Source organism: Pseudolysinimonas sp. (assembly GCF_051954455.1).
Classification (GTDB): Bacteria; Actinomycetota; Actinomycetes; order Actinomycetales; family Microbacteriaceae; genus Pseudolysinimonas.
Genome location: NZ_JBQCHS010000033.1, coordinates 122030 through 142735, shown reverse-complemented (window position 1 = coordinate 142735; position 20706 = coordinate 122030). Strand labels below are relative to the sequence as shown.

The 20706-nt window shown below is 69.6% G+C and carries 21 protein-coding genes and 2 tRNA genes; 19 read left to right on the top strand and 4 right to left on the bottom strand.

What is annotated here, in order from left to right; genetic code table 11:
- Genes yidC through rpmH form a run of 4 tightly spaced genes read right to left on the bottom strand, consistent with a single transcriptional unit; the run spans position 1 to position 1843 of the window.
- Positions 1-1026 carry a membrane protein insertase YidC gene (gene yidC, locus ACTHM3_RS14315; protein WP_440407007.1) on the bottom strand — a complete coding sequence of 342 codons (1026 nt, stop codon included), beginning with the start codon at positions 1024-1026 and terminating at the stop codon, positions 1-3.
- Positions 1027-1053: 27 nt separating this feature from the next.
- Positions 1054-1365, bottom strand: a complete 312-nt coding sequence (gene yidD / locus ACTHM3_RS14310) for a membrane protein insertion efficiency factor YidD (RefSeq protein ID WP_440406931.1) — start codon at positions 1363-1365, stop codon at positions 1054-1056.
- Positions 1362-1685, bottom strand: coding sequence for a ribonuclease P protein component (rnpA, locus tag ACTHM3_RS14305; RefSeq protein ID WP_440406930.1), 324 nt, complete (start codon positions 1683-1685; stop codon positions 1362-1364). Before rnpA ends, yidD begins: the two co-directional genes overlap by 4 nt.
- A gap of 20 nt (positions 1686-1705) precedes the next feature.
- Positions 1706-1843: a 50S ribosomal protein L34 gene (gene rpmH, locus ACTHM3_RS14300; RefSeq protein ID WP_096382907.1), complete on the bottom strand. Its 138-nt coding sequence runs from the start codon at positions 1841-1843 to the stop codon at positions 1706-1708.
- 314 nt (positions 1844-2157) lie between these two features.
- On the opposite strand from rpmH, the gene dnaA reads away from it, so the two are divergent.
- From dnaA to ACTHM3_RS14205, 19 genes are all read left to right on the top strand, one after another.
- Positions 2158-3576, top strand: a complete 1419-nt coding sequence (gene dnaA, locus ACTHM3_RS14295) for a chromosomal replication initiator protein DnaA (RefSeq protein ID WP_440406927.1) — start codon at positions 2158-2160, stop codon at positions 3574-3576.
- Positions 3577-4021: 445 nt separating this feature from the next.
- Positions 4022-5167 (top strand): DNA polymerase III subunit beta, encoded by a 1146-nt coding sequence (dnaN, locus tag ACTHM3_RS14290; protein WP_440406925.1) that lies wholly within the window; start codon positions 4022-4024, stop codon positions 5165-5167.
- A gap of 41 nt (positions 5168-5208) precedes the next feature.
- Entirely contained in the window at positions 5209-6108 is a 900-nt protein-coding gene (gnd, locus tag ACTHM3_RS14285; protein WP_440406923.1) for a phosphogluconate dehydrogenase (NAD(+)-dependent, decarboxylating), read from the top strand.
- Positions 6109-6124: 16 nt separating this feature from the next.
- Positions 6125-7267 carry a DNA replication/repair protein RecF gene (gene recF, locus ACTHM3_RS14280; RefSeq protein WP_440406921.1) on the top strand — a complete coding sequence of 381 codons (1143 nt, stop codon included), beginning with the start codon at positions 6125-6127 and terminating at the stop codon, positions 7265-7267.
- Positions 7264-7776, top strand: a complete 513-nt coding sequence (locus ACTHM3_RS14275) for a DUF721 domain-containing protein (protein WP_440406919.1) — start codon at positions 7264-7266, stop codon at positions 7774-7776. Before recF ends, ACTHM3_RS14275 begins: the two co-directional genes overlap by 4 nt.
- 145 nt (positions 7777-7921) lie before the next feature.
- Positions 7922-9901, top strand: a complete 1980-nt coding sequence (gyrB, locus tag ACTHM3_RS14270) for a DNA topoisomerase (ATP-hydrolyzing) subunit B (RefSeq protein WP_440406917.1) — start codon at positions 7922-7924, stop codon at positions 9899-9901.
- Between the two features lie 56 nt (positions 9902-9957).
- Positions 9958-12558 carry a DNA gyrase subunit A gene (gyrA, locus tag ACTHM3_RS14265; RefSeq protein ID WP_440406915.1) on the top strand — a complete coding sequence of 867 codons (2601 nt, stop codon included), beginning with the start codon at positions 9958-9960 and terminating at the stop codon, positions 12556-12558.
- A complete protein-coding gene (locus ACTHM3_RS14260; RefSeq protein WP_440406913.1) occupies positions 12555-12962 on the top strand; it encodes a DUF3566 domain-containing protein in 408 nt (135 codons plus the stop codon). The genes gyrA and ACTHM3_RS14260 overlap by 4 nt, the downstream gene beginning before the upstream one ends.
- 39 nt (positions 12963-13001) lie before the next feature.
- A tRNA-Ile gene (locus ACTHM3_RS14255) sits at positions 13002-13075 on the top strand.
- Between the two features lie 116 nt (positions 13076-13191).
- A tRNA-Ala gene (locus ACTHM3_RS14250) sits at positions 13192-13264 on the top strand.
- 27 nt (positions 13265-13291) lie between these two features.
- Entirely contained in the window at positions 13292-13570 is a 279-nt protein-coding gene (locus ACTHM3_RS14245) for a 2TM domain-containing protein (protein ID WP_440406911.1), read from the top strand.
- Positions 13571-13653: 83 nt separating this feature from the next.
- Positions 13654-14436: an HAD family hydrolase gene (locus ACTHM3_RS14240; RefSeq protein ID WP_440406909.1), complete on the top strand. Its 783-nt coding sequence runs from the start codon at positions 13654-13656 to the stop codon at positions 14434-14436.
- Positions 14433-15455: a phosphate/phosphite/phosphonate ABC transporter substrate-binding protein gene (gene phnD / locus ACTHM3_RS14235; RefSeq protein WP_440406907.1), complete on the top strand. Its 1023-nt coding sequence runs from the start codon at positions 14433-14435 to the stop codon at positions 15453-15455. The genes ACTHM3_RS14240 and phnD overlap by 4 nt, the downstream gene beginning before the upstream one ends.
- Positions 15456-15566: 111 nt before the next feature.
- The gene (gene phnC / locus ACTHM3_RS14230; RefSeq protein WP_440406906.1) at positions 15567-16379 is read left to right on the top strand and encodes a phosphonate ABC transporter ATP-binding protein; all 813 of its coding nucleotides are present in this window, start codon (positions 15567-15569) and stop codon (positions 16377-16379) included.
- Complete coding sequence (gene phnE / locus ACTHM3_RS14225; RefSeq protein WP_440406904.1) at positions 16376-17170, top strand: phosphonate ABC transporter, permease protein PhnE; 795 nt, start codon at positions 16376-16378, stop codon at positions 17168-17170. The genes phnC and phnE (ACTHM3_RS14225) overlap by 4 nt, the downstream gene beginning before the upstream one ends.
- On the top strand, positions 17167-18087 hold the full coding sequence (gene phnE, locus ACTHM3_RS14220; protein ID WP_440406902.1) for a phosphonate ABC transporter, permease protein PhnE: 921 nt from the start codon (positions 17167-17169) through the stop codon (positions 18085-18087). The genes phnE (ACTHM3_RS14225) and phnE (ACTHM3_RS14220) overlap by 4 nt, the downstream gene beginning before the upstream one ends.
- A 12-nt stretch (positions 18088-18099) precedes the next feature.
- Positions 18100-18933, top strand: coding sequence for a metallophosphoesterase (locus tag ACTHM3_RS14215; RefSeq protein ID WP_440406900.1), 834 nt, complete (start codon positions 18100-18102; stop codon positions 18931-18933).
- A complete protein-coding gene (locus tag ACTHM3_RS14210; protein WP_440406899.1) occupies positions 18930-19796 on the top strand; it encodes a MurR/RpiR family transcriptional regulator in 867 nt (288 codons plus the stop codon). Before ACTHM3_RS14215 ends, ACTHM3_RS14210 begins: the two co-directional genes overlap by 4 nt.
- 34 nt (positions 19797-19830) lie before the next feature.
- Positions 19831-20703 (top strand): CHAD domain-containing protein, encoded by an 873-nt coding sequence (locus tag ACTHM3_RS14205; RefSeq protein ID WP_440406897.1) that lies wholly within the window; start codon positions 19831-19833, stop codon positions 20701-20703.
- The last annotated feature ends 3 nt before the right edge of the window (positions 20704-20706 follow it).

The following is a 20706-nucleotide window of genomic DNA, read 5'->3' as shown; positions in this document are numbered from 1 at the left end:
TCAGCGGGTGCCCTTCTTCTTGCGGTTCTTACTCACCGGCTGCTGCCGCTGGAAGTTCTCGCGCTTGGGCGCCATGCTGGGCCCCTCGACCGCCGCGTCCAGCGCGATCGTCGGCGCATCCGGGTCCTCTCCCCGAGCCAACGCGCGTGCGCGGGCGCGCTTCGCCAGACGTGCTTCGCGCGCCAGCGCCGCCTCGCTGCCGGGAGTCGGCAGATTGCGGATCACGAGGTACTGCTGGACGAGGGTCCACACGTTCGAGGTCAGCCAGTAGAACATGGCACCGATCGGGAACGCGAAGCCCGAGAAGATGAAGATCAGCGGGAGGACGTAGAGCAGCATGCGCTGCTGGCGGTACATCGGGCTCGCCTTGGTCTCCGGCGACATGTTCTTCGACACCAGCTGGAGCTGCGTGAAGAACTGAGAACCCGTCATGAGCAGCACGATGACCGCGGCGATGATCGCGACGACGACCTGCACCTGCTCACCGTTGACGGGCCACAACGCCGTCTGGAAGCTGTCCTTCAGGGGCGCGACACCGAAGAGGTTGGCGTGGTAGAAGCTCTTCACGAGGTCGATGTTGAAGAGCCCGACGCCCGGGTGGAACACGCCCTTCGCATCCGGCTTCGCCTCGTTGAGCACCGGGAGGAGGCTGAAGAAGACGGGCATCTGAATCAGCAGCGGGAGACAGGACGCAAGCGGATTGGTGCCCGCCTTGCGGTACATCTCCATGGTCTCGCGCTGCATCGCCTCGCGCGAGAACTGATCCCTCTTGCCCTTGTACTTGTCCTGGATCTTCTTGAGCTGGGGAGCGATCTCCATCATCTTCCGCTGGCTCTTGATCTGCCGGACGAAGACCGGGATCAACGCAGCCCGGACGATCACCGTCAGACCGACGATCGACAGAACCCAGGTCAGACCCGCACTCGGGTCCATCTGCAGGACGTTCGAGAAGAACCAGTGGAAGCCGACGAGGATCGCCTCGATGACCCACTTGATCGGGGTCAGGATCGTGCCGATCCCGTTGATGATCCCGTTGATGCCGTCCAAGATGTGTCAGCCCTTTCCGTGGCTCGTCGCGACGACGAAGCCGAAGTCGGTGATCCGGTAACGCGAGACCCGGCGCTCCGGCACGTCGTCGACGCCGCCCTTCGCCCACGGGTGACAGCGCAGGATCCGCCAGGCGCCGAGTCCGGTGCCCGCGATGACGCCGTACCGCTGGATCGCCTGCAGAGTGTAGGCGGAGCAGCTGGGGTAGTACCGACAGACGTCCCCGTACAGCGGTGAGATGACCGCCCGATATGCCCGCAGCAGGAGCACGACCGCGTTGCGCGGCAGAAGCCAGACGAACTTCAGGACGCGGATCACCGGGTGAACTCCGTCCGCATCCGGCCGGACAGTTCGTTCCAGCTCAATTGAGCCGCGCCGGGGAGCGCGCGGACGACGATGTCCTCCCCCGAGCGTCCGGCGTCGACGACCTCCCGACCGACGGCGCGCAGACGACGCCGGAGCCGATTGCGTTCGACGGCACCGCCCACCGCGCGGGAGATGATGAATCCGAAGCGGAGCGGCTCGCCCTCCCGCGGAAGCCGATAGACGACAACCTCACGCGACGCATGACGTCGGCCACGCCGGACGGCGGCACGGAAGTCCTCCGGCCGCACCACCCGGTTGGCCTTGGCGAGCACCGCGGACCAGGCCCGCGGTCTCAGGCGGAGAGCTCGCTGCGCCCCTTGCGACGACGGGCCGCGAGAATGGCGCGGCCCGCGCGGGTACGCATGCGCAGACGGAAGCCGTGCACCTTGGCGCGGCGCCGGTTGTTGGGCTGGAAGGTTCGCTTGCTCATGGTGATATCTCCGGGACCCGGCTCACGGGGTGCGAACGCGGGAAAGAACGAGGACGGCGAGGGCCGCCGTGGTCAACTGATTAAAAATAGGGCGTGGAAGCCGGTCGGTCAAACGGCGAACACGCAAACCTCCATTGTCCACAGCCTGTGGGATTCCGCTTGCTCGCCGCGCCCGTGTCGCAACTAAGGTGGTCGTCAGCCGCCCTGGGGGAGGGCGGTTCCGCGGTGTTCCTCCACAACGCTGCGCACAGAGCCCCCTGTGGACAACGGCGAGGCCCTGTGGACAAATCACGCGTGAAACGAGACCGACCCAGATGACCGACTCCGCCGATCCGACGCAGCGGTTGTGGCAGAAGGTCGTCGCGCAGCTCGAGTCGGACGAGCGCATCACGCCGCAGCTCCACGGGTTCATCCACCTCGTCGAGCCGAAGGGCGTCCTCGCCGGGACCATCTATCTCGAGGTCCCCAACGAACTCACCCGGGGAATGCTCGAGCAGCGGATCCGCGTCCCTCTCCTCAACGCCCTCGCGTCGCTCACCGACGAGCAGGAGGTCGCGAACTTCGCGATCGTGGTCAACCCCGACATCCAGCCGTCCGTCCTGCAACCCGCTCCGGACCCGGCTCCGTTCGAGCCGGCCCCCGTCGAGCCCGTGTCCTCCCCCGTCTCCGCCGACAGCGGCCGTCGCGGCGACTCCCGCCTCAATCCCAAGTACAACTTCGACAACTTCGTCATCGGCGGCTCGAACCGCTTCGCCCATGCCGCAGCCGTCGCGGTCGCCGAGGCGCCGGCCAAGGCCTACAACCCGCTCTTCATCTACGGCGACTCGGGACTCGGCAAGACCCACCTCCTCCACGCGATCGGCCACTACGCCGAGCGCCTCTACCCCGGCATCCGCGTGAGGTATGTGAGCTCCGAGGAGTTCACCAACGACTTCATCAACTCGATCGCCAACAACCGCGCGTCCGCCTTCCAGGCGCGATACCGCGAGATCGACATCCTGTTGATCGACGACATCCAGTTCCTCCAACGAGCGGTCGAGACCCAGGAGGCCTTCTTCCACACGTTCAACACGCTGCACGACCACAACAAGCAGGTCGTCATCACGAGCGATGTCGCCCCGAAGCACCTGACCGGTTTCGAGGACCGGATGCGCTCCCGCTTCGAGTGGGGTCTCATCACCGACGTGCAGGCGCCCGACCTCGAGACCCGCATCGCGATCCTGCGCAAGAAGGCGCAGAGCGAGAAGCTGCAGATCCCCGACGACATCCTCGAGTTCATCGCCACCAAGGTGTCGTCGAACATCCGCGAACTCGAGGGAACGCTCATCCGAGTGACGGCGTTCGCGAATCTGAACCGCACGCCGGTCGATCTGCAGCTGGTCCAGACGGTCCTGAAGGACATCATCACGCTGGACGAGGACAACGTGATCGCGCCGGTCGACATCATCACCCACACCGCGGACTACTTCAAACTGTCGGTCGACGACCTCTACGGCTCCAGCCGATCGCAGGCCGTCGCCACCGCGCGGCAGATCGCCATGTACCTGTGCCGCGAGATGACGAACCTCTCGCTCCCGAAGATCGGGCAGCTGTTCGGCAACCGCGACCACACCACCGTCATGTACGCGAACAAGAAGATCAGCGAGCTCATGAAGGAGCGACGTTCGATCTACAACCAGGTCACCGAGTTGACCAGCCGCATCAAGCAGAACCAGCGCTACAACAAGATCTGACCCCGGGGCTCCACCATCCCGACCCCCCTCTTCGGGGGAGTAGACAGCAGCCGGATCGTCTCCGGTATTGCACAGATTGTGCACAACCTGTGGAAAACGCCGGGTCGAGCTGCGGAGGACTTGTTGACGACGGGCCCGGCCGCTGTGGAATTCCGAATCACACGTCGGGCCGCCGTCCGATCCTGTCCGGTAGTCGTCCCCGCCCCGCTCACATCTGACACGGTTGTAGTTCCCCGTTCCGAACGGGCATCACGGCAGTTGTCCACACCGTGCACAGGCGTTAAGAGGATTAACCCTCTCCTCCACTCTTCGCGGGTCCACAACCTTTTCCGGAGGCGCCCGACCCCACCCGGGACACCGGCCTTGCTGTGCCAGGATCGGGGATGGGAGTATCGACCCCCCGCCACGCTCGGCCGCGGGGTCGCAACGACAAGGAGTCGCCTTCGTGAAGTTCCAGGTCAATCGGGACGTCTTCAGCGAGGCCGTGTCGTTCGCGGTGCGGTTGCTGCCGCAACGCACCACGCAGCCGATCCTGAGCGGCATCCTCCTCGAGGCGTCCGATGGGGCCCTCGTCCTCTCCTCATTCGACTACGAGGTGTCGTCGCGCACCGAGATCGCCGCCGACATCGATGAACCGGGGACCGCGCTCGTCTCGGGCCGGCTCCTCGCCGACATCGCCAGCCGCCTGCCCAACGCCCCGGTGCAGTTCTCGACCGACGACGGCAAGATCAACGTGCGCTGCGGATCGGCCCGCTTCACTCTGCTGAGCATGCCGGTCGAGGAGTACCCGACGCTCCCCCAGGTCGACGACCGCACGGGTGTCGTGCCGGCCGAGGACTTCGCGGACGCCGTCGCGCAGGTCACGGTCGCGGCCTCCCGCGACGACGTCACCCCGGTCATCACCGGCGTGCAGCTCGAGGTGGGCGAGACCTCGCTGTCGCTCGTCGCCACCGACCGGTACCGGGTCGCAGTCCGCGACATCGACTGGGACGGCGGCACCACGTCGAGCGCCGGGTCGGCCGCGCTGATCCCGGCGCGCACCCTCTCCGAGATCGGCAAGACCTTCGCGCACAGCGGCACCGTCGCGGTGTCCATCGTCCGCACCGATGACCGGGAGCTCATCGCCTTCAGCGCCGACAAGCGCACCGTGACCTCGCTCCTCATCAAGGGCAACTTCCCCCCGGTCAAGCGGCTGTTCCCCGAGGACGTCGACAACTACGCCGTTCTCACGACCTCCGAGCTCATCGAATCGGTCCGCCGTGTGTCGCTCGTGCTGGAGCGCGAGGCGGCGCTGCGTTTCAGCTTCTCGATCGACGGCCTCACCCTCGAGGCGGCCGGCTCCGAACAGGCCCAGGCTCAGGAGACGATCGAGGCGCACCTCCACGGAGGCGACACCGTCGTGTCGCTCAAGCCGTCGTTCCTGCTCGACGCGTTGCAGGCAGTTCACTCCGAGTTCGTGCGCATCTCGTTCACCAAGACGGAGAATCCGAACAAGCCGGGGCCGGTGCTCATCACCAGCCAGTCGTCGAAGGATCAGCCGGGCGCGGACAACTACAAGTACCTGCTCCAGCCGAATCTGCTGCTGCGCTGACCGACGCCCGGCCGCCGATCACCACCTTCCAGGGAGACCTCATGCACATCGGACTCGTCGGCCTCGGCCGTATGGGCAACAACATGCGCCAGCGGATGCGCGACGCCGGCATCGAGGTCACGGGGTACGACCCGAACCCCGCCGTCACCGACGTGCCCGATCTCGCGGGCCTCGCCGCGGCGCTGCCGACCCCCCGCATCGTGTGGGTCATGGTGCCGTCCGGTGCCATCACGACCGGGGTCATCAACGACCTCGCCGGGGTGCTCGAGGAGGGCGACCTCGTCATCGACGGTGGCAACTCGAAGTACACGGTCGACCGCCCTCACGCGCACACCCTCGCCGAGAAGGGCGTCCACTTCGCCGACTGCGGCGTCTCCGGCGGCGTCTGGGGCCTCGACAACGGCTACGGCCTGATGGCCGGCGGCGACGCGGCCGACATCGAGCGCGCGATGCCGATCTTCGACGCGCTGCGTCCGGAGGGTCCGCGCGAGGAGGGCTTCGTCCACGTCGGGCCGGTCGGCGCCGGTCACTACGCGAAGATGGTGCACAACGGCATCGAGTACGCGCAGATGCAGGCGCTCGCCGAGGGCTACGAGCTCATGGAGGCGAGCGAGCTGATCCACGACGTCGCCGGCGTCTTCACCGCGTGGCAGCGCGGGACCGTCGTGCGGAGCTGGCTGCTCGAGCTCATGGCGAAGGCGCTGCACGAGGACCCGGAGTTCAAGGAGATCCGCGGCTACGTCGACGACTCCGGCGAGGGCCGATGGACGATCCAGGAGGCGCTGGACCACGCGGTCCCGCTGCCGACGATCAGCGCGTCGATCTTCGCCCGCTTCGTCTCGCGGCAGGAGGACTCCCCCGCGATGAAGGCGGTCGCCGCCCTGCGGAACCAGTTCGGCGGTCACGCCGTGAAGTCCGCGGAGGACGGGCCGGCGGCGTGACCGCCGGCGCCGGGTCGTGATCGTCGCGCACCTGAGCCTCACCGACTTCCGGAACTACGCGCACGCCGACGTCGAGCTGGCGGCGGGGCCGAACGTCTTCGTCGGCCGGAACGGCCAGGGCAAGACGAACCTGGTCGAATCGCTCGGATACCTGAGCACGCTTGGCTCCCACCGGGTGTCGACGGACCAGGCGCTGATCCGCAGCGGTGCGGAGGCGGCGATCGTGCGGGCGCGGCTCCAGCACGGTGAGCGCGAGGTGCTGATCGAGTTGCAGCTGAACCGCTCGGGCGCGAACCGCGCGCAGGTCAACCGGGTCGCGACCAAGCCCCGGGACCTGCCCCGCTACATCGCGACCGTGCTGTTCGCCCCCGAGGACCTCGTGCTCGTCCGCGGAGAGCCGTCGGCCCGGCGGCGGTTCATCGATCAGCTGCTCATCCAGACCGCGCCCCGCTTCGCGGGGGTGATCGCCGACTACGAGCGGGTGCTCAAGCAGCGCAACTCGCTCCTCAAGTCGGCGCGCGGCGTGCGCAACCCCGAGCTGTCGACCCTGGAGCTCTGGGACGACCGCCTCGTGCAGCTCGGGGCCGAGATCATCGACGCCCGGGCCGAGCTGACCGAGCGCCTCGCCCCCGAGGTGGCCGCGGCGTACGGGCGCATCGCCGGGGACGACCACCGGGCCGAGCTGGGGAACGCGCTCAGCATCCTCTCCGACGCGGTGGACGAGGACGCGGCCGATCCGGCGACCGCGCGCCTCGATCGGCCCGCGCTCGTCGAGGCCTTCCGCGCAGCACTCGTCCGGCTCCGTCGTGCGGAGCTCGACCGGGGCCTCACGCTCGCCGGCCCGCACCGGGACGACCTCGTGCTCATGCTCAACGGGCTCCCGGCGCGCGGGTACGCCAGTCACGGGGAGTCGTGGTCGTTCGCCCTGTCGCTGCGGCTCGCGTCGGCCGCGGTGCTGCGCGCCGATTCCCCCGTCGGCGACCCCGTGATCATCCTCGACGATGTCTTCGCGGAGCTCGACGAGACCCGGCGGGGGCAGCTCGCCGCCGCCGTCGGCGACTACGAGCAGGTGCTCGTCACCGCCGCCGTCGAGTCCGACGTGCCCCGGGAGTTCACCGGGCGCCTCGTGCGCATCGAAGCGGGGCGGGTGATCGCATGACCGAGGAGCGCTCTCGCACGGCGCCCGAACCCGAGCACATCGCCGTGTTCCGGCGGATCCGCGAGGTCTTCGGCGACCCGTCGCAGCGCGGGCGCGATGCGCGTCGTCGTCGGCGGAGCTCCGCCGAGGAGGGGAGCGTGCCCTACGGCCCCGGTCGCGAACCGCGCGGTCTGCTCGACGTCGTCGACGACCTGACCGCGTCGCGGGGATGGGAGTCTCCCCTGGCCGAGGCGGATCTGCTGGCGTCCTGGGCCGACATCGTCGGGACCGAGAACGCCCTCCACACGGAGCCCCTCTCGATCGAGGCCGGCGTCCTCACGGTCCGCTGCGACTCCACGGCCTGGCGCACCCAGATGAACCTCATGCGCTCGCGGGTCGTCGCCAACATCGAGGAGCGTCACGCTGCGGCCGGCATCGTCGACGTGCGCTTCACCGGGCCGGACGCCCCCTCGTGGAAACGCGGCCCCAGAGCGATTCCAGGGCGCGGTCCGCGCGACACCTACGGCTGAGAAGACAAATCAGGTCGTCGCGGTCGCGAAAAGGCCGCAGAACGCCGCGTGCGCCCGCGAGAGGGGTGGCTCTGCAGTAGAATCGACCGGTCGGGGATGACATGTCGTGTCCCCCGTTCGACCACCGGCAGGAGCCACCGCCTCGATGTCTTCCACTTCTCCGAGCACCTCGTCCGACGACTCGTACGGCGCATCCGCGATCCAGGTGCTCGAAGGCCTCGAGGCCGTGCGCAAGCGGCCGGGCATGTACATCGGATCCACGGGTCCGCGTGGTCTGCACCACCTCGTCCAGGAGATCGTCGACAACTCCGTCGATGAGGCCCTCGCCGGATTCGCCACCCACATCGAGGTGACGATCCTCCCCGACGGCGGCGTGCGCGTCGTGGACGACGGGCGCGGGATCCCAGTCGACGAGCACCCGACCGAGAAGAAGTCGACCCTCGAGGTCGTCATGACGATCCTGCACGCCGGCGGCAAGTTCGGCGGCGGAGGGTACGCGGTCTCCGGCGGCCTCCACGGCGTCGGCAGCTCCGTGGTCAACGCGCTGTCGAGCCGGCTCGAGGTCGAGGTCCGTCGCCAGGGCTCCGTCTGGCGGCAGTCGTACCGCGACGGCGTGCCCGAGGCCCCGGTCGCGAAGGGCGAAGCGACCGACATCACCGGCACGACCACGACCTTCTGGCCGAGTGCCGAGACCTTCGAGACGATCGACTTCGACTACGAAACGCTGCGGACCCGCTTCCAGCAGATGGCCTTCCTCAACAAGGGGTTGCGGATCTCGCTCACCGACGAGCGGGAGGCGGAGGCGACAGAGGACGGCACGCCGCGCTCCGACGTCTTCCACTACGAGCACGGTCTCGTGGACTACGTCGAGTTCCTGAACTCCGCGAAGAAGACCGAGGTCATCCACGATGAGATCATCGACTTCGACGCCGAGGACAAGGACCGCGGCATGTCGCTCGAGGTCGCGATGCAGTGGACCAACGCCTACTCGGAGTCGGTCCACACCTACGCGAACGTCATCAACACGCACGAGGGCGGCACGCACGAGGAGGGTTTCCGGGCGGCGCTGACCACGCTCGTCAACCGCTACGCGCGCGAGAAGAACCTCCTCAAGGAGAAGGACGAGAACCTCTCCGGCGACGACGTGCGCGAGGGGCTCACGGCGGTCATCTCGATCAAGCTCTCCGAGCCGCAGTTCGAGGGTCAGACGAAGACCAAGCTCGGCAACACGGAGGCGAAGTCGTTCGTGCAGCGCGTGGTCGGGCAGGAGCTCGGCGACTGGTTCGAGCGCAACCCGAACCAGGCGCGCGACATCATCCGCAAGGCGATCCAGGCGGCGACCGCGCGGATCGCGGCGCGCAAGGCGCGCGAGCAGACCCGCCGCAAGGGCCTGCTCGAGGGCGGCGGCATGCCGGGCAAGCTCAAGGACTGCTCGAGCCGCAACCCGTGGGAGTCCGAGGTGTTCCTGGTCGAGGGCGACTCCGCCGGCGGTTCCGCGGTCCAGGGTCGCAACCCCGAGACGCAGGCGATCCTGCCGCTGCGCGGCAAGATCCTGAACGTCGAGAAGGCGCGGCTCGACCGCGCCCTCGCGAACGCGGAGATCCAGGCCATGATCACGGCGTTCGGCACCGGGATCGGCGAGGACTTCGACGGTGACAAGGCGCGGTACCACAAGATCGTGCTGATGGCGGATGCCGACGTCGACGGTCAGCACATCACGACCCTGCTGCTGACCCTGCTGTTCCGCTACATGCGGCCGCTCATCGAGATGGGCTACGTCTACCTCGCGCAGCCGCCGCTCTACCGGCTCAAGTGGACGAACGCCGACCACGAGTACGTGTACTCGGACCGCGAGCGGGACGCCCTGCTGACCGCCGGTGCCGCGGCCGGGAAGCGTCTGCAGAAGGACAACGGCGTGCAGCGCTACAAGGGCCTCGGCGAGATGAACCACCAGGAGCTGTGGGACACGACGATGAACCCCGACACCCGCACCCTCAAGCAGGTCACCCTCGACGACGCCGCCATCGCGGACGGCGTGTTCTCCACGCTCATGGGCGACGACGTCGACCTGCGCCGCCAGTTCATCCAGCAGAACGCCAAGGACGTCCGCTTCCTCGACATTTGACGGTGGTCGCGTAGCGCCGAGGGCGCGGATCGAGACCACGAGACGAAGGACCTGAATTGACCGACACCACCGGAACCGACATCCCGGCGCCCGGCGGCCGCATCGAGGCGGTCGACCTCCAGTTGGAGATGCAGCGCAGCTACCTCGACTACGCGATGAGCGTGATCGTGGGGCGCGCCCTCCCCCGCGTCGAGGACGGCTTGAAGCCGGTGCACCGCCGCGTGATCTACACGATGTACGACGGGGGCTACCGACCCGACCGCGCGTTCTCGAAGTGCACCCGCGTCATCGGCGACGTCATGGGGCAGTTCCACCCGCACGGCGACTCCTCGGTGTACGACGCCCTCGTGCGCCTCGTGCAGCCGTGGTCGCTGCGCTACCCGCTTGCGCTCGGGCAGGGCAACTTCGGCTCCCCCGGCAACGACGGCGCGGCCGCGCACCGGTACACCGAGACCAAGATGGCGCCGCTCGCCATGGAGATGGTCCGGGACATCGACGAGGACACCGTCGATATGACGGACAACTACGACGGGCGCACCCAGGAGCCCGTCGTCCTCCCGAGCCGCTTCCCCAACCTGCTGGTCAACGGCTCGGTCGGCATCGCCGTCGGCATGGCGACCAACATCCCGCCGCACAACCTCCGCGAGGTCTCCGACGCGGCGCTCTGGGCCCTCGAGCACCCGGATGCGACGCGCGAGGAGCTGCAGGACGCGATCATCGCGCGCGTGAAGGGACCCGACTTCCCGACCGGCGCCCAGATCCTCGGCGTCAAGGGCATCCACGACACCTACCGGACGGGCCGCGGCTCGATCACGATGCGCGCCGTCGTCAACGTCGAGGAGCTGCAGGGCCGCACCGCCCTCGTCGTCACCGAGCTGCCGTACCAGGTCAACCCCGACAACCTCGCGATCAAGATCGCGGACCTGGTCAAGGAGGGCAAGCTCGCCGGGATCGCGGACATCCGCGACGAGACATCCGGGCGCACCGGGCAGCGGCTCGTCATCATCCTCAAGAAGGACGCCGTCGCCAAGGTGGTCCTCAACAACCTGTACAAGCACACGCAGCTGCAGGAGAACTTCGGCGCCAACATGCTGGCGATCGTCGACGGGGTGCCGCGCACGCTCTCGATCGACCAGTTCATCAGCCTGTGGATCGAGCACCAGATCTCGGTCATCGTGCGCCGAACGCGCTTCCGCCTGCGCAAGGCCGAGGCCGACGCGCACATCCAGCGCGGCTACGTCAAGGCGCTCGACGCGCTCGACGAGGTCATCGCGCTCATCCGCCGCTCCCCCGACGTCGACGAGGCGCGCCAGGGCCTCATCGACCTGCTCGACGTCGACGTGGCGCAGGCCGACGCGATCCTTGCGCTGCAGCTGCGGCGCCTCGCCGCGCTCGAGCGCCAGAAGATCCAGGACCGGCTCGCCGAGCTCGAGCGTGAGATCGCGGAGTACGAGGCGATCCTCGCGAGCGAGGTCCGCCAGCGCGCGATCATCACGGAGGAGCTCTCCGAGATCACCGCGAAGTACGGCGACGACCGGCGCACCGAGATCCTCTTCGGGTTCGACGGCGACATGTCGGTCGAGGACCTGATCCCCGAGGAGGAGATGGTCGTCACCATCACCCGCGGGGGGTATATCAAGCGCACCCGCAGCGACAACTACCGCTCGCAGCACCGAGGAGGTCGAGGCGTCAAGGGTGCTCAGCTGCGCGCCGACGACGTCGTCGAGCACTTCTTCGTCACGACGACGCACCACTGGCTGCTGTTCTTCACGACGGCCGGCCGCGTGTACCGCGCGAAGACGTACGAGATCCAGGAGGCCGGCCGCGACGCGAAGGGCCAGCACGTCGCGAACCTGCTCGCTCTCCAGCCGGACGAGGAGATCGCGCAGGTGCTCGACATCCGCGACTACCAGGTCGCGGACTACCTCGTGCTCGCCACCCGCGACGGGCTCGTCAAGAAGACGCGGCTCGCCGAGTACGACACGAACCGCACCGGCGGCATCATCGCGATCAACCTCCGCGAGGGCGACGAGCTCGTCTCGGCGATGCTCGTCTCGCAGGGCGAGGACATCCTGCTCGTCTCGCGCAAGGGGCAGTCGTTGCGGTTCTCCGCGACCGACACCGCGCTCCGGCCGATGGGCCGCTCCACCTCCGGCGTCAAGGGCATGGACTTCCGTGAGGGCGACGCGCTGCTGTCGGCGTCGGTGGTCAGCGACGAGGGCTACGTCTTCGTCGTCACCGAGGGCGGCTATGCCAAGCGCACCTCCGTCGACCAGTACCGGGTCCAGGGCCGCGGCGGCCTCGGCATCAAGGTCGCGAAGCTCAACGACGATCGCGGGACGCTCGCCGGTGCGCTCATCGTCGACGAGGGTGACGAGACCCTCGTCGTGCTCGCGAGCGGCAAGGTCGTGCGCTCCGCGGTCTCCGAGGTCCCGGCCAAGGGCCGCGACACGATGGGTGTCGTGTTCGCGCGCTTCGAGGAGGCCGATCGCATCATCTCCGTCGCCCGCAACATCGAGCGGAACCTGGAGGGTGCCGATGAGGATGCGGACACGGTGGACGCCGCCGCGTCCGGCGCCCAGGATGGGACCGCTACGGTAGAGGGCGACTCCGCTCCGGCGGAGCCCCGTGACGGAGAGGACCAGCCCGAAGCATGAGCAGCGTCGCCGAGAAGCTCCAACGCAAGGACTCCCGCAGCGTCTCCAACCGTCAGGTGCGCCTGCGCCTCGTCTACGTCGACTTCTGGTCGGTCGTGAAGCTGTCGTTCCTCATCTGGCTGTGCCTGGGGATCGTGCTGATCGTCGCGGTCATCCTCATCTGGGTGGTGCTCTACTCCACCCACGTGTTCGATCGGCTCGACAGCGCGCTGCAGGACATCCTCGCCGACCCGAGCTTCTCGATCACGAGCTCGTTCGGCCTCGGCACGGTGTCGCTCTTCACCCTCGTGGTCGCGATCCTCAACACCATCGTCGGGACGGTGCTCGGTGCCATCGCCGCGGTGCTCTACAACCTCAGCGTCCGCTTCACCGGGGGCGTCCTGGTCGGATTCCAGAACAACTGATCCGATCGAGTACAGTAGGCGAGGCCCTTCGGGGCCTTCGGGGCTATAGCTCAGGCGGTTAGAGCGCTTCGCTGATAACGAAGAGGTCCCAGGTTCAAGTCCTGGTAGCCCCACGCGACGCCGGAGGCGTCGCTCCTCGAGTTCGTGCGGCATCCAGCGAAGCGGCGCGACCGCGCTCGGGCCGCGGAGCGGCGTGCGCCGCAGGAGCGGCGGCGCACCAGCAAGCAGAGGGGCCTTAGCTCAATTGGTAGAGCGCCTGCTTTGCAAGCAGGAGGTCAGGGGTTCGATTCCCCTAGGCTCCACTCCCCCGGATCCCTACAATCGGCGCCATGAGCGAGCCCGACATCCGCGAAGTCGCGCGCAAGCGCATCAAGGCGCGGCGCGACTTCTGGTACATGATCCTGGTCTTCGTCATCATCCTCGCGCTGTGCTCGGCCGTCTGGGCGCTGACCGGGATGGGCTACTTCTGGCCGATGTGGCTGATTTTCGGCTTCGGAATCGCGACGCTGTTCTCCGCGCTCTCGACCTTCGGCCCCGGCTCACGTCCCATCTCGCAGCAGCGCATCGACGACGAGGTGCGCAAGCTCGGCGGGGGCCCCGGGGCCTGAGCCACGTGAACAACGCATGAACGCATGTTTCATGCGCGAGAATTTCATGAACGGAGCGTTCGTGGGCGACTAGGGTCGCAGGCATGATCTCCCCCGTCGCCGACGAGCGCCCGATCCTGGTGCTCGACTTCGACGGCACCGTGTGCGTCGGAGATGCTCCGGTCTGGGCCTACGCCGAGGCCGCGCTCGACGTCGCCGACGTCGCCACCGACCGCCGTGACGCTGTGCGGGCCGGCCTCGGCGCCTACCTCGTCGGGGCACCCGAATCCCCGGTCTACGCCGACGGCTACGCCGCGGTCGCGACGCTGCTCCGCGGCGTCGCGACCCGCGAGCAGCTGGACGCGGCGTTCCACGCCAGCCGCCGGGCGCTCGCCGACGGCGAGGTGCCGGTCGCTACTCCACCGGGGCTCGACGGATTCCTCCGTTCCGTCGCCGGCGACGCCGAGCGCGTGCTCGTCACCAACGCGCCCGCCGAGGGCGTGCACGAGACCCTCGACCGCCTCGGCATCGCCGACGCCGTCGACCTCGTGATCACCGAGGCGGGCAAGCCGGCCGGCTGGCAGACGATCCTCCCCCGGCTGCTCGAGGGACGGGATCCCGCCCTCCTGCTCTCGGTCGGCGACATCTGGCACAACGACCTCGAGCTCCCTCTCGCCGGCGGTAGCGGCGCGGCGCTCATCGACCGCTTCGGTCAGCAGAACAGGGCGGCGCACCTCGTCGCGCCGCTGTTCCAGGACCTCTACGACGATCTGACCGACTGGGCGCGCGACCCGCGGGGGTTCCTCGCGACGCACCCGGCGGTCTCTCCCGCATCCCCGTCCCGCTCCACTCACCCCTCCTCCATGCACAGAACAGGAACGACATGACGAAGACCCGAACGGGTGCGACGCTCGCCGTGCTGATCGCGGCCGCCGCCCTGGCGCTGACCGGCTGCGCGGTCCAGCAGCAGCCCGCCGGCGGCGCGACGAAGGCCGCGGCCGACGCGGAGCCGTGCACCGGCAAGGCCTCCTCCGATGCCAAGGCGCCGACCCAGCTGACCCTCGCGCTCGTGCCCTCCGGCGACGCCAACAAGTTGGTCGAGACCGTGAAGCCGCTCGAGGCCGCGCTCACGCAGCGTCTCGGCATCCCGGTCAAGGGCGTCATCACGCAGGACTACCAGGCGGCCGTCGAGGCGATCGGCTCGAACCAGGCTCAGATCGGGATGCTGCCGAGCCTGCAGATGAGCCAGGCGTGCGACAAGTACGGCGCGGTGCCGTCGCTGCAGACCGTGCGCGGCACTGCGAGCAGCTACTCCGCGCAGTTCTTCACCAACAACCCCGACAAGTACTGCTCCGACAAGCCGACCGCCGGGGCCAACGGCATGCTCTACTGCAACGGCACCCAGAGCGGCACGGGCCCCGCCGGCCTCGACGCCATCAAGAAGATGAAGGGCGCGAAGGTGACGCTCCTGCAGGCCGCGTCGCCGGCCGGTTACATCTTCCCGGTCGCCGCGCTGAAGGCCGCGGGCATCTCGACGAGCGACATGTCGGTCACCCAGGTCACCGCGAACGATGCCAGCGTGCTGTCGGTGTACCACGGCGACACCGAGGTCGGGACCTCCTACTGGGACGCCCGCACGGTCGTGACCAAGGATGCGCCCGATGTCGGCAGCAAGGTCGTGGTATTCGCGCTCACCGACGAGATCCCGAACGACGGCGTCTCGATCAGCTCCGCGCTCAGCCCCGCCTGGCAGAAGAAGATCGCCGCGGCGATGAAGGACTACGCGTCGACGAGCGACGGCAAGGCCGCCCTGCAGGCGATCTACCAGATCAGCGGCCTGACCGACGCGAACCCGACCGCCCTGCAGAAGACCCAGAAGGAGGCGGCGCTCATCGGCCTCGGCTGATCGAGCCCGCTCCCCCGCCGCGGGTGGGGACGCCCGATTGCGCTCGGGGCGTCCCCACCCGACATCCCGTTCCCGACCCCCCATCCCGCAGGATCGACTCCGGAGGGCATCATGACTCGGACGACCACCGCCGGCGGCGCCGGCATCCGCTTCGATCGCGTGGACGTGACGTACCCGAACGGCACCGCCGGGCTGCGCGGCGTGAGTCTCGACATCCCCGCGGGCGAGATGGTCGCCGTGGTCGGGCTGTCGGGAGCGGGAAAGTCGACGCTCATCCGCACCATCAACGGGCTGGTGCCGATCAGCTCGGGCGAGATCACCGTCGGCGACGCGCGGTTGCGCGGCCTCCGCGGGCGGGCGCTCCGCGAGCTGCGGGGCGACGTCGGGATGGTGTTCCAGGGGTTCAACCTGGCGCGGCGCACGACGGTGCTGAACAACGTGCTGATGGGACGGCTCCATCAGACCTCCGCGTGGCGCTCGCTCCTCGGCGCCTGGAAGCGCGACGACGTCGAGCTCGCGATGCAGGCCCTCGAACGCGTCGAGATCGTGCCCAAGGCCTACGCCTCGGCGTCGGAGCTCTCGGGCGGCCAGCAGCAGCGCGTCGCGATCGCGCGGGCCCTCGCGCAGAGGCCGAGGGTGATCCTCGCCGACGAGCCCGTCGCCTCGCTCGACCCGCCGACCTCGCACGTCGTGATGCGCGACCTCCAGCGGATCAACGCGGAGCTCGGGATCACGGTCGTCGTCAACCTGCACTTCCTCGATCTGGCACGCCGCTACGGCCGACGACTCGTCGGCATGCGATCCGGCGAGGTGGTGTTCGACGGCGACGGTGCCGACGCCGACGAGTCGGTGTTCGAGTCGATCTACGGGCGATCGCTCACGGCCGAGGACGTCCTGGCCTCGGCGAAGGTCGAACTCACGTGACGACGCCGGCCACCCTCCGCCCCGCCAAGCCGCGGACGCTCGCGCGGACGTTGCTGGTCGTCGCGGTGGTCGCCGCGATCACGGTGTGGGCCGCGATCGCCGTCGGTGCGGATCCCGGGGCGCTCGTGCGCAACGCGCAGAACGCGGCCGGCACGCTGGTGCAGCTGTTCCAGCCGGACTACACGTTCATCCTCCAGACCCTGCCCGCCCTCGGGCAGACCGTGCAGATGGCGGTCATCGGCACGGCCGTGAGCGCGGCCATCGCGCTGCCGGTGTCGTTCTGGGCCTCCCGCGCCACCAATCCGCGCGGCGCCGTCCTCGCGGTCGTGCGCTTCGTGATGAACGTGATCCGCGCCGTGCCGGACCTGCTCTACGCCTCGCTCTTCGTCACCCTCGTCGGAACCGGGGCGCTCTCCGGCATCATGGCGCTCGTCCTGTTCGACCTGGGGATCCTCGTGAAGCTCGTCTCCGAGGCCCTCGACTCCGCGGACCGCGGCGGGCAGGAGGCGGCGCTCGCCTCCGGCGCCACCTGGACGAAGGCGAATCGGGCCGCGATGCTGCCCGAGGTCGCCCCCACCTACATCTCCCAGGTCATCTACGTGTTCGAGCTCAACATCCGCGCCTCGACCGTCATCGGGCTCGTCGGCGCCGGCGGCCTCGGGATGCTCATCGACCAGGTGCGGACCTTCTTCTACTACCACTACCTTGCGCTCATCATCCTCGAGATCCTCGTCATGATCGCGCTGCTCGAGCTGCTGAGCGATCAGGTCCGGCGGAGGCTGACCCGGTGACCGCGATCCGGACGGAGCGCCCGAGCGTGCCCGCGCTGCCGGGGGGGTCGGAGCGACCGCGGCGCCCGTTCCGGGCCGCGCGCACGATCGCCTCGATCGTCGTGGTGATCGTCGTGGTCGGTGCGTTCTGGAGCGTCGACATCCGCTGGGACTCGCTGCTCACCCTCCCCCAAGCCGCGGTGAAGCTCTTCGGCCAGCTGTTCCTGCCGCCGGCGTGGAACCGTCTGCCGGATGCGCTCGCGGCCACCATGCTCTCGGTTGCGATGGCCTGGTTCGGCACCGTGATCGGCATCGTCATCTCCTTCCCGCTCAGCCTTCTGGCCGCGCGCGGGCTCGCGCCCGCGATCGTGCGCTGGCCGCTGCGGGCCGTCTTCGCCGTGCTGCGCGCGGTGCCGGAGGTGGTCATCGCGGTGCTGATGCTCTCGGTCACCGGCCTCACGGCCTTCACGGGCGCGCTCGCGATCGCCATCGGCTCCATCGGCACCCTCGGCAAGTGGGGGTACGAGACGTTCGAGGCCGTCGATCGTGGCGCCGCGGAGGCCGCCGTCGCGGCCGGCGCGTCGCGGGTGCAGGTCATGCGGTGGGGCGTGTGGCCGAACGCCCAGCCCGAGGTGCTCGCCTTCTGGCTCTACCGCTTCGAGATCAGCGTGCGCGCCTCCGCGATCCTCGGTCTCATCGGTGCCGGCGGCATCGGCAAGATGCTCGTCGACAACATCCAGTTCCGGGTATGGCCGGTGGTGGGGATGCTGCTGATCGTGGTGGTCGTCGTCACGATGCTCATCGACCAGCTCTCGGGTCTCGTGCGGCACCGGCTCATCTCCGGGCGGTGGGAGCTGCCGATCGTCACCGCGCTCCGGCGGCGGTCCGCGCGAGCGGCGCGGGCGGAGCGGCCGAGCGACCCGACGATCCCGGTCTGACACGCTGTGGGCATGGCCGAGCCTCTGCGCATCCTGCACCTCTCCGACACGCACCTGTTCGGCGACGGCACGCGGCACTACGGCGTCGTCGACACCACGGAGGCGCTCGATCGAGTCCTGGAGCGCGCCGCGGAGGTCGACCGACTCGACCTGGTGGTGTGCTCCGGCGACCTGTCCGACGACGGCTCCCCGGCCTCGTATCGCCTGCTCCGCGATCGGATCGAGGCGTTCGCCGAGGTCCGCGGGGCGGCGGTCGCCTATGCGATGGGCAACCACGACGGGCGCGCCGGGTTCGAGGAGGTGCTCGGGTCGCGCGTCGGGGTGCTCGACGTCCGCGGCGTCCGCGTCATCCGCCTCGACACCTCCGTGCCCGGTTTCGGCAGCGGGCGGCTGGAGGCGGACCAGCTCGCCTGGCTCCGCGAACAGCTGACCGAGCCGGCGCCGCATGGCACGATCGTGGTCGTGCATCACCCGCCGACGCCGGCCTCCTCCGCCCTCCTGGCGGCGCTCGAGCTGCGCGACCCGCGAGCGTTGCTCGATGCGTGCGGGACGGGAGACGTGCGTCTGATCCTGGGCGGGCACTACCACCACGCCCGCACCGCGATCGAGCAGGGGCTCCCGGTCGCGGTCGCGCCCGGCGTGGCGAACACCTCCGATCCGTTCGCCCCGGCCGGGCGGGAGCGCGCGCTCGTCGGATCCGGGTTCGCGGTCGTGGAGCTTCCGGAGGCCGGCGCGGCCCGCGTCACGGCGGTCGCCGTCGCCGGGCCCGACGACGGTCGCGAGCTCTTCGATCTCGGCCCGGACGAGGTCGAGCGGATCGCACGCTCCGCCGCGGAGCCGGCATGACGCCGACGCGCCCCGGCGAGGTCATCGCGACGATCCGCTCGCTCCTGCCCTCGCTCCTGCCGACCGAGCAGGCGGTCGCCGCGGTGCTGCTCGCGCGGTCCGCCGACATCGTCGAGCTGAGCTCCCAGCAGGTCGCCGACCTCGCGGGCGCCTCGCGCGCCACGGTCGTGCGCACCTGCCAGAGCCTCGGCTACACCGGCTATCAGCAGCTGCGCGTGCTCCTCGCGCGCGATGCCGGCTACGGCACGCCACCCGCCGCGACGCCGGCGGCGGCCCCCCCGGCCGACGCCGTCGGCATCGTGACCGCGACCTTCCACGCGATCGCCACCGCCGCGGACGGGATGACGGCGCTCCTCGACGGCGACGCCGTCGCCCGGTCGGTCGAGACGCTCGCGGGCGCGCGCCGCCTCGTCGTCGTCGGCAATGGACTGTCGGCGCCCCTCGCACAGGACGCCGCGGCGCGCCTCGTCAGCATCGGACGACCCGCCGAGGCGCCGATGGACGTCATCGGCCAGCAGATCTCGGCCCGTCTCCTCGGCGAGGGCGACGCCCTGCTCGCGATCAGCGGCAGCGGCTCCAACGCCGCCACCGTCGCCTCGGCACGTGCCGCCGTCACCGCCGGCGCGACCGTGGTCGCGGTCACCGCCTTCGCCCGGAGCCCGCTGACCACCGCATCCTCGACGAACCTCGTCGTCACCGCCCCGGAGCTCACCTTTCAGGACGAGCTCACCCTGGCCTCGCGGGTGCCGCACGCGATCCTCATCGAGGGTCTCGTCGCCGCCATCACCCGGCGCCTCGGCGAGGCCGCGGCCACGGCCAAGAACCTCGCGCTCGACGTGATCAGCGAGAACCTCGCCGACTGACGCGGCGTTCACCTTCGCGGCCTACCGTGCCGTCGTGAGCCACGCCGCCCTCGAGGTCGTCCTGACGGTGCTCCGTGAGCACCTGGCCGAGCTCGTCGCGCTCGACACCGCGATGCGGGAGGACGCTCCGGAGGTCGTGCACGACATGCGCACCGTGGTGCGGCGCCTCCGAACCACTCTCGCCGCCGCCCGACCGGTGCTCGACCGCGGGGTGACGGACGGGCTCCGCGACCGACTGGGGCAGCTCGGTGCCGCGCTCGAACCCGCCCGCGACGCGGAGGTGCGGGCGGAGCTCGCGGTCGACCTCCTGGACGCGGGCGGTGTCGAGGATCCGGCGATCCGCGACCGGCTCGTCGGCGACGCCCACGACGAGTACCGGCGCGATCGGCGCGCGGTCGTCGCCCTCCTCGATCAGGTCTCCTGGACCGAGCTCGTGGCCGACCTCGCGGCGCTCGTCGAGCGTCCGCCGCTCGCCGCCGAGGCCCTCCGCGGGCAGCGCTCGGTGCTCCATCGAGCGCTCCGTCGGCAGGCGCGGCGCGCCCATCGCCGACTCGGCCGGATCGACGCGGCCGACCTCGACTCCCTCCACGACGCCCGCAAGGCGGTGCGCCGGGTGCGGTACCTCGCGGAGGCCATCGCCCGGTACGCCCCGCACGGCGGCGGTCCGGGCGTGGCCGAGCTCGGCGCCGCGGCGAAGCGGCTGCAGGACGTGCTCGGCGATCACCGGGACGCCGTCCTGCACGCGGCCTGGATCGGGGGCGAGGCGGGTTCGACGGAGCGGGCCGGCCGCAATCCCGAGGCCTACCGTCGCCTGGAGCGGATCGAGCGCGACCGCGCCGCCGAGCTCGAGACGGCGCGGGATCCCGCGATCGAGGAGTTCGAGCGGCGCCGCCGCGAGCTCGAATGAACG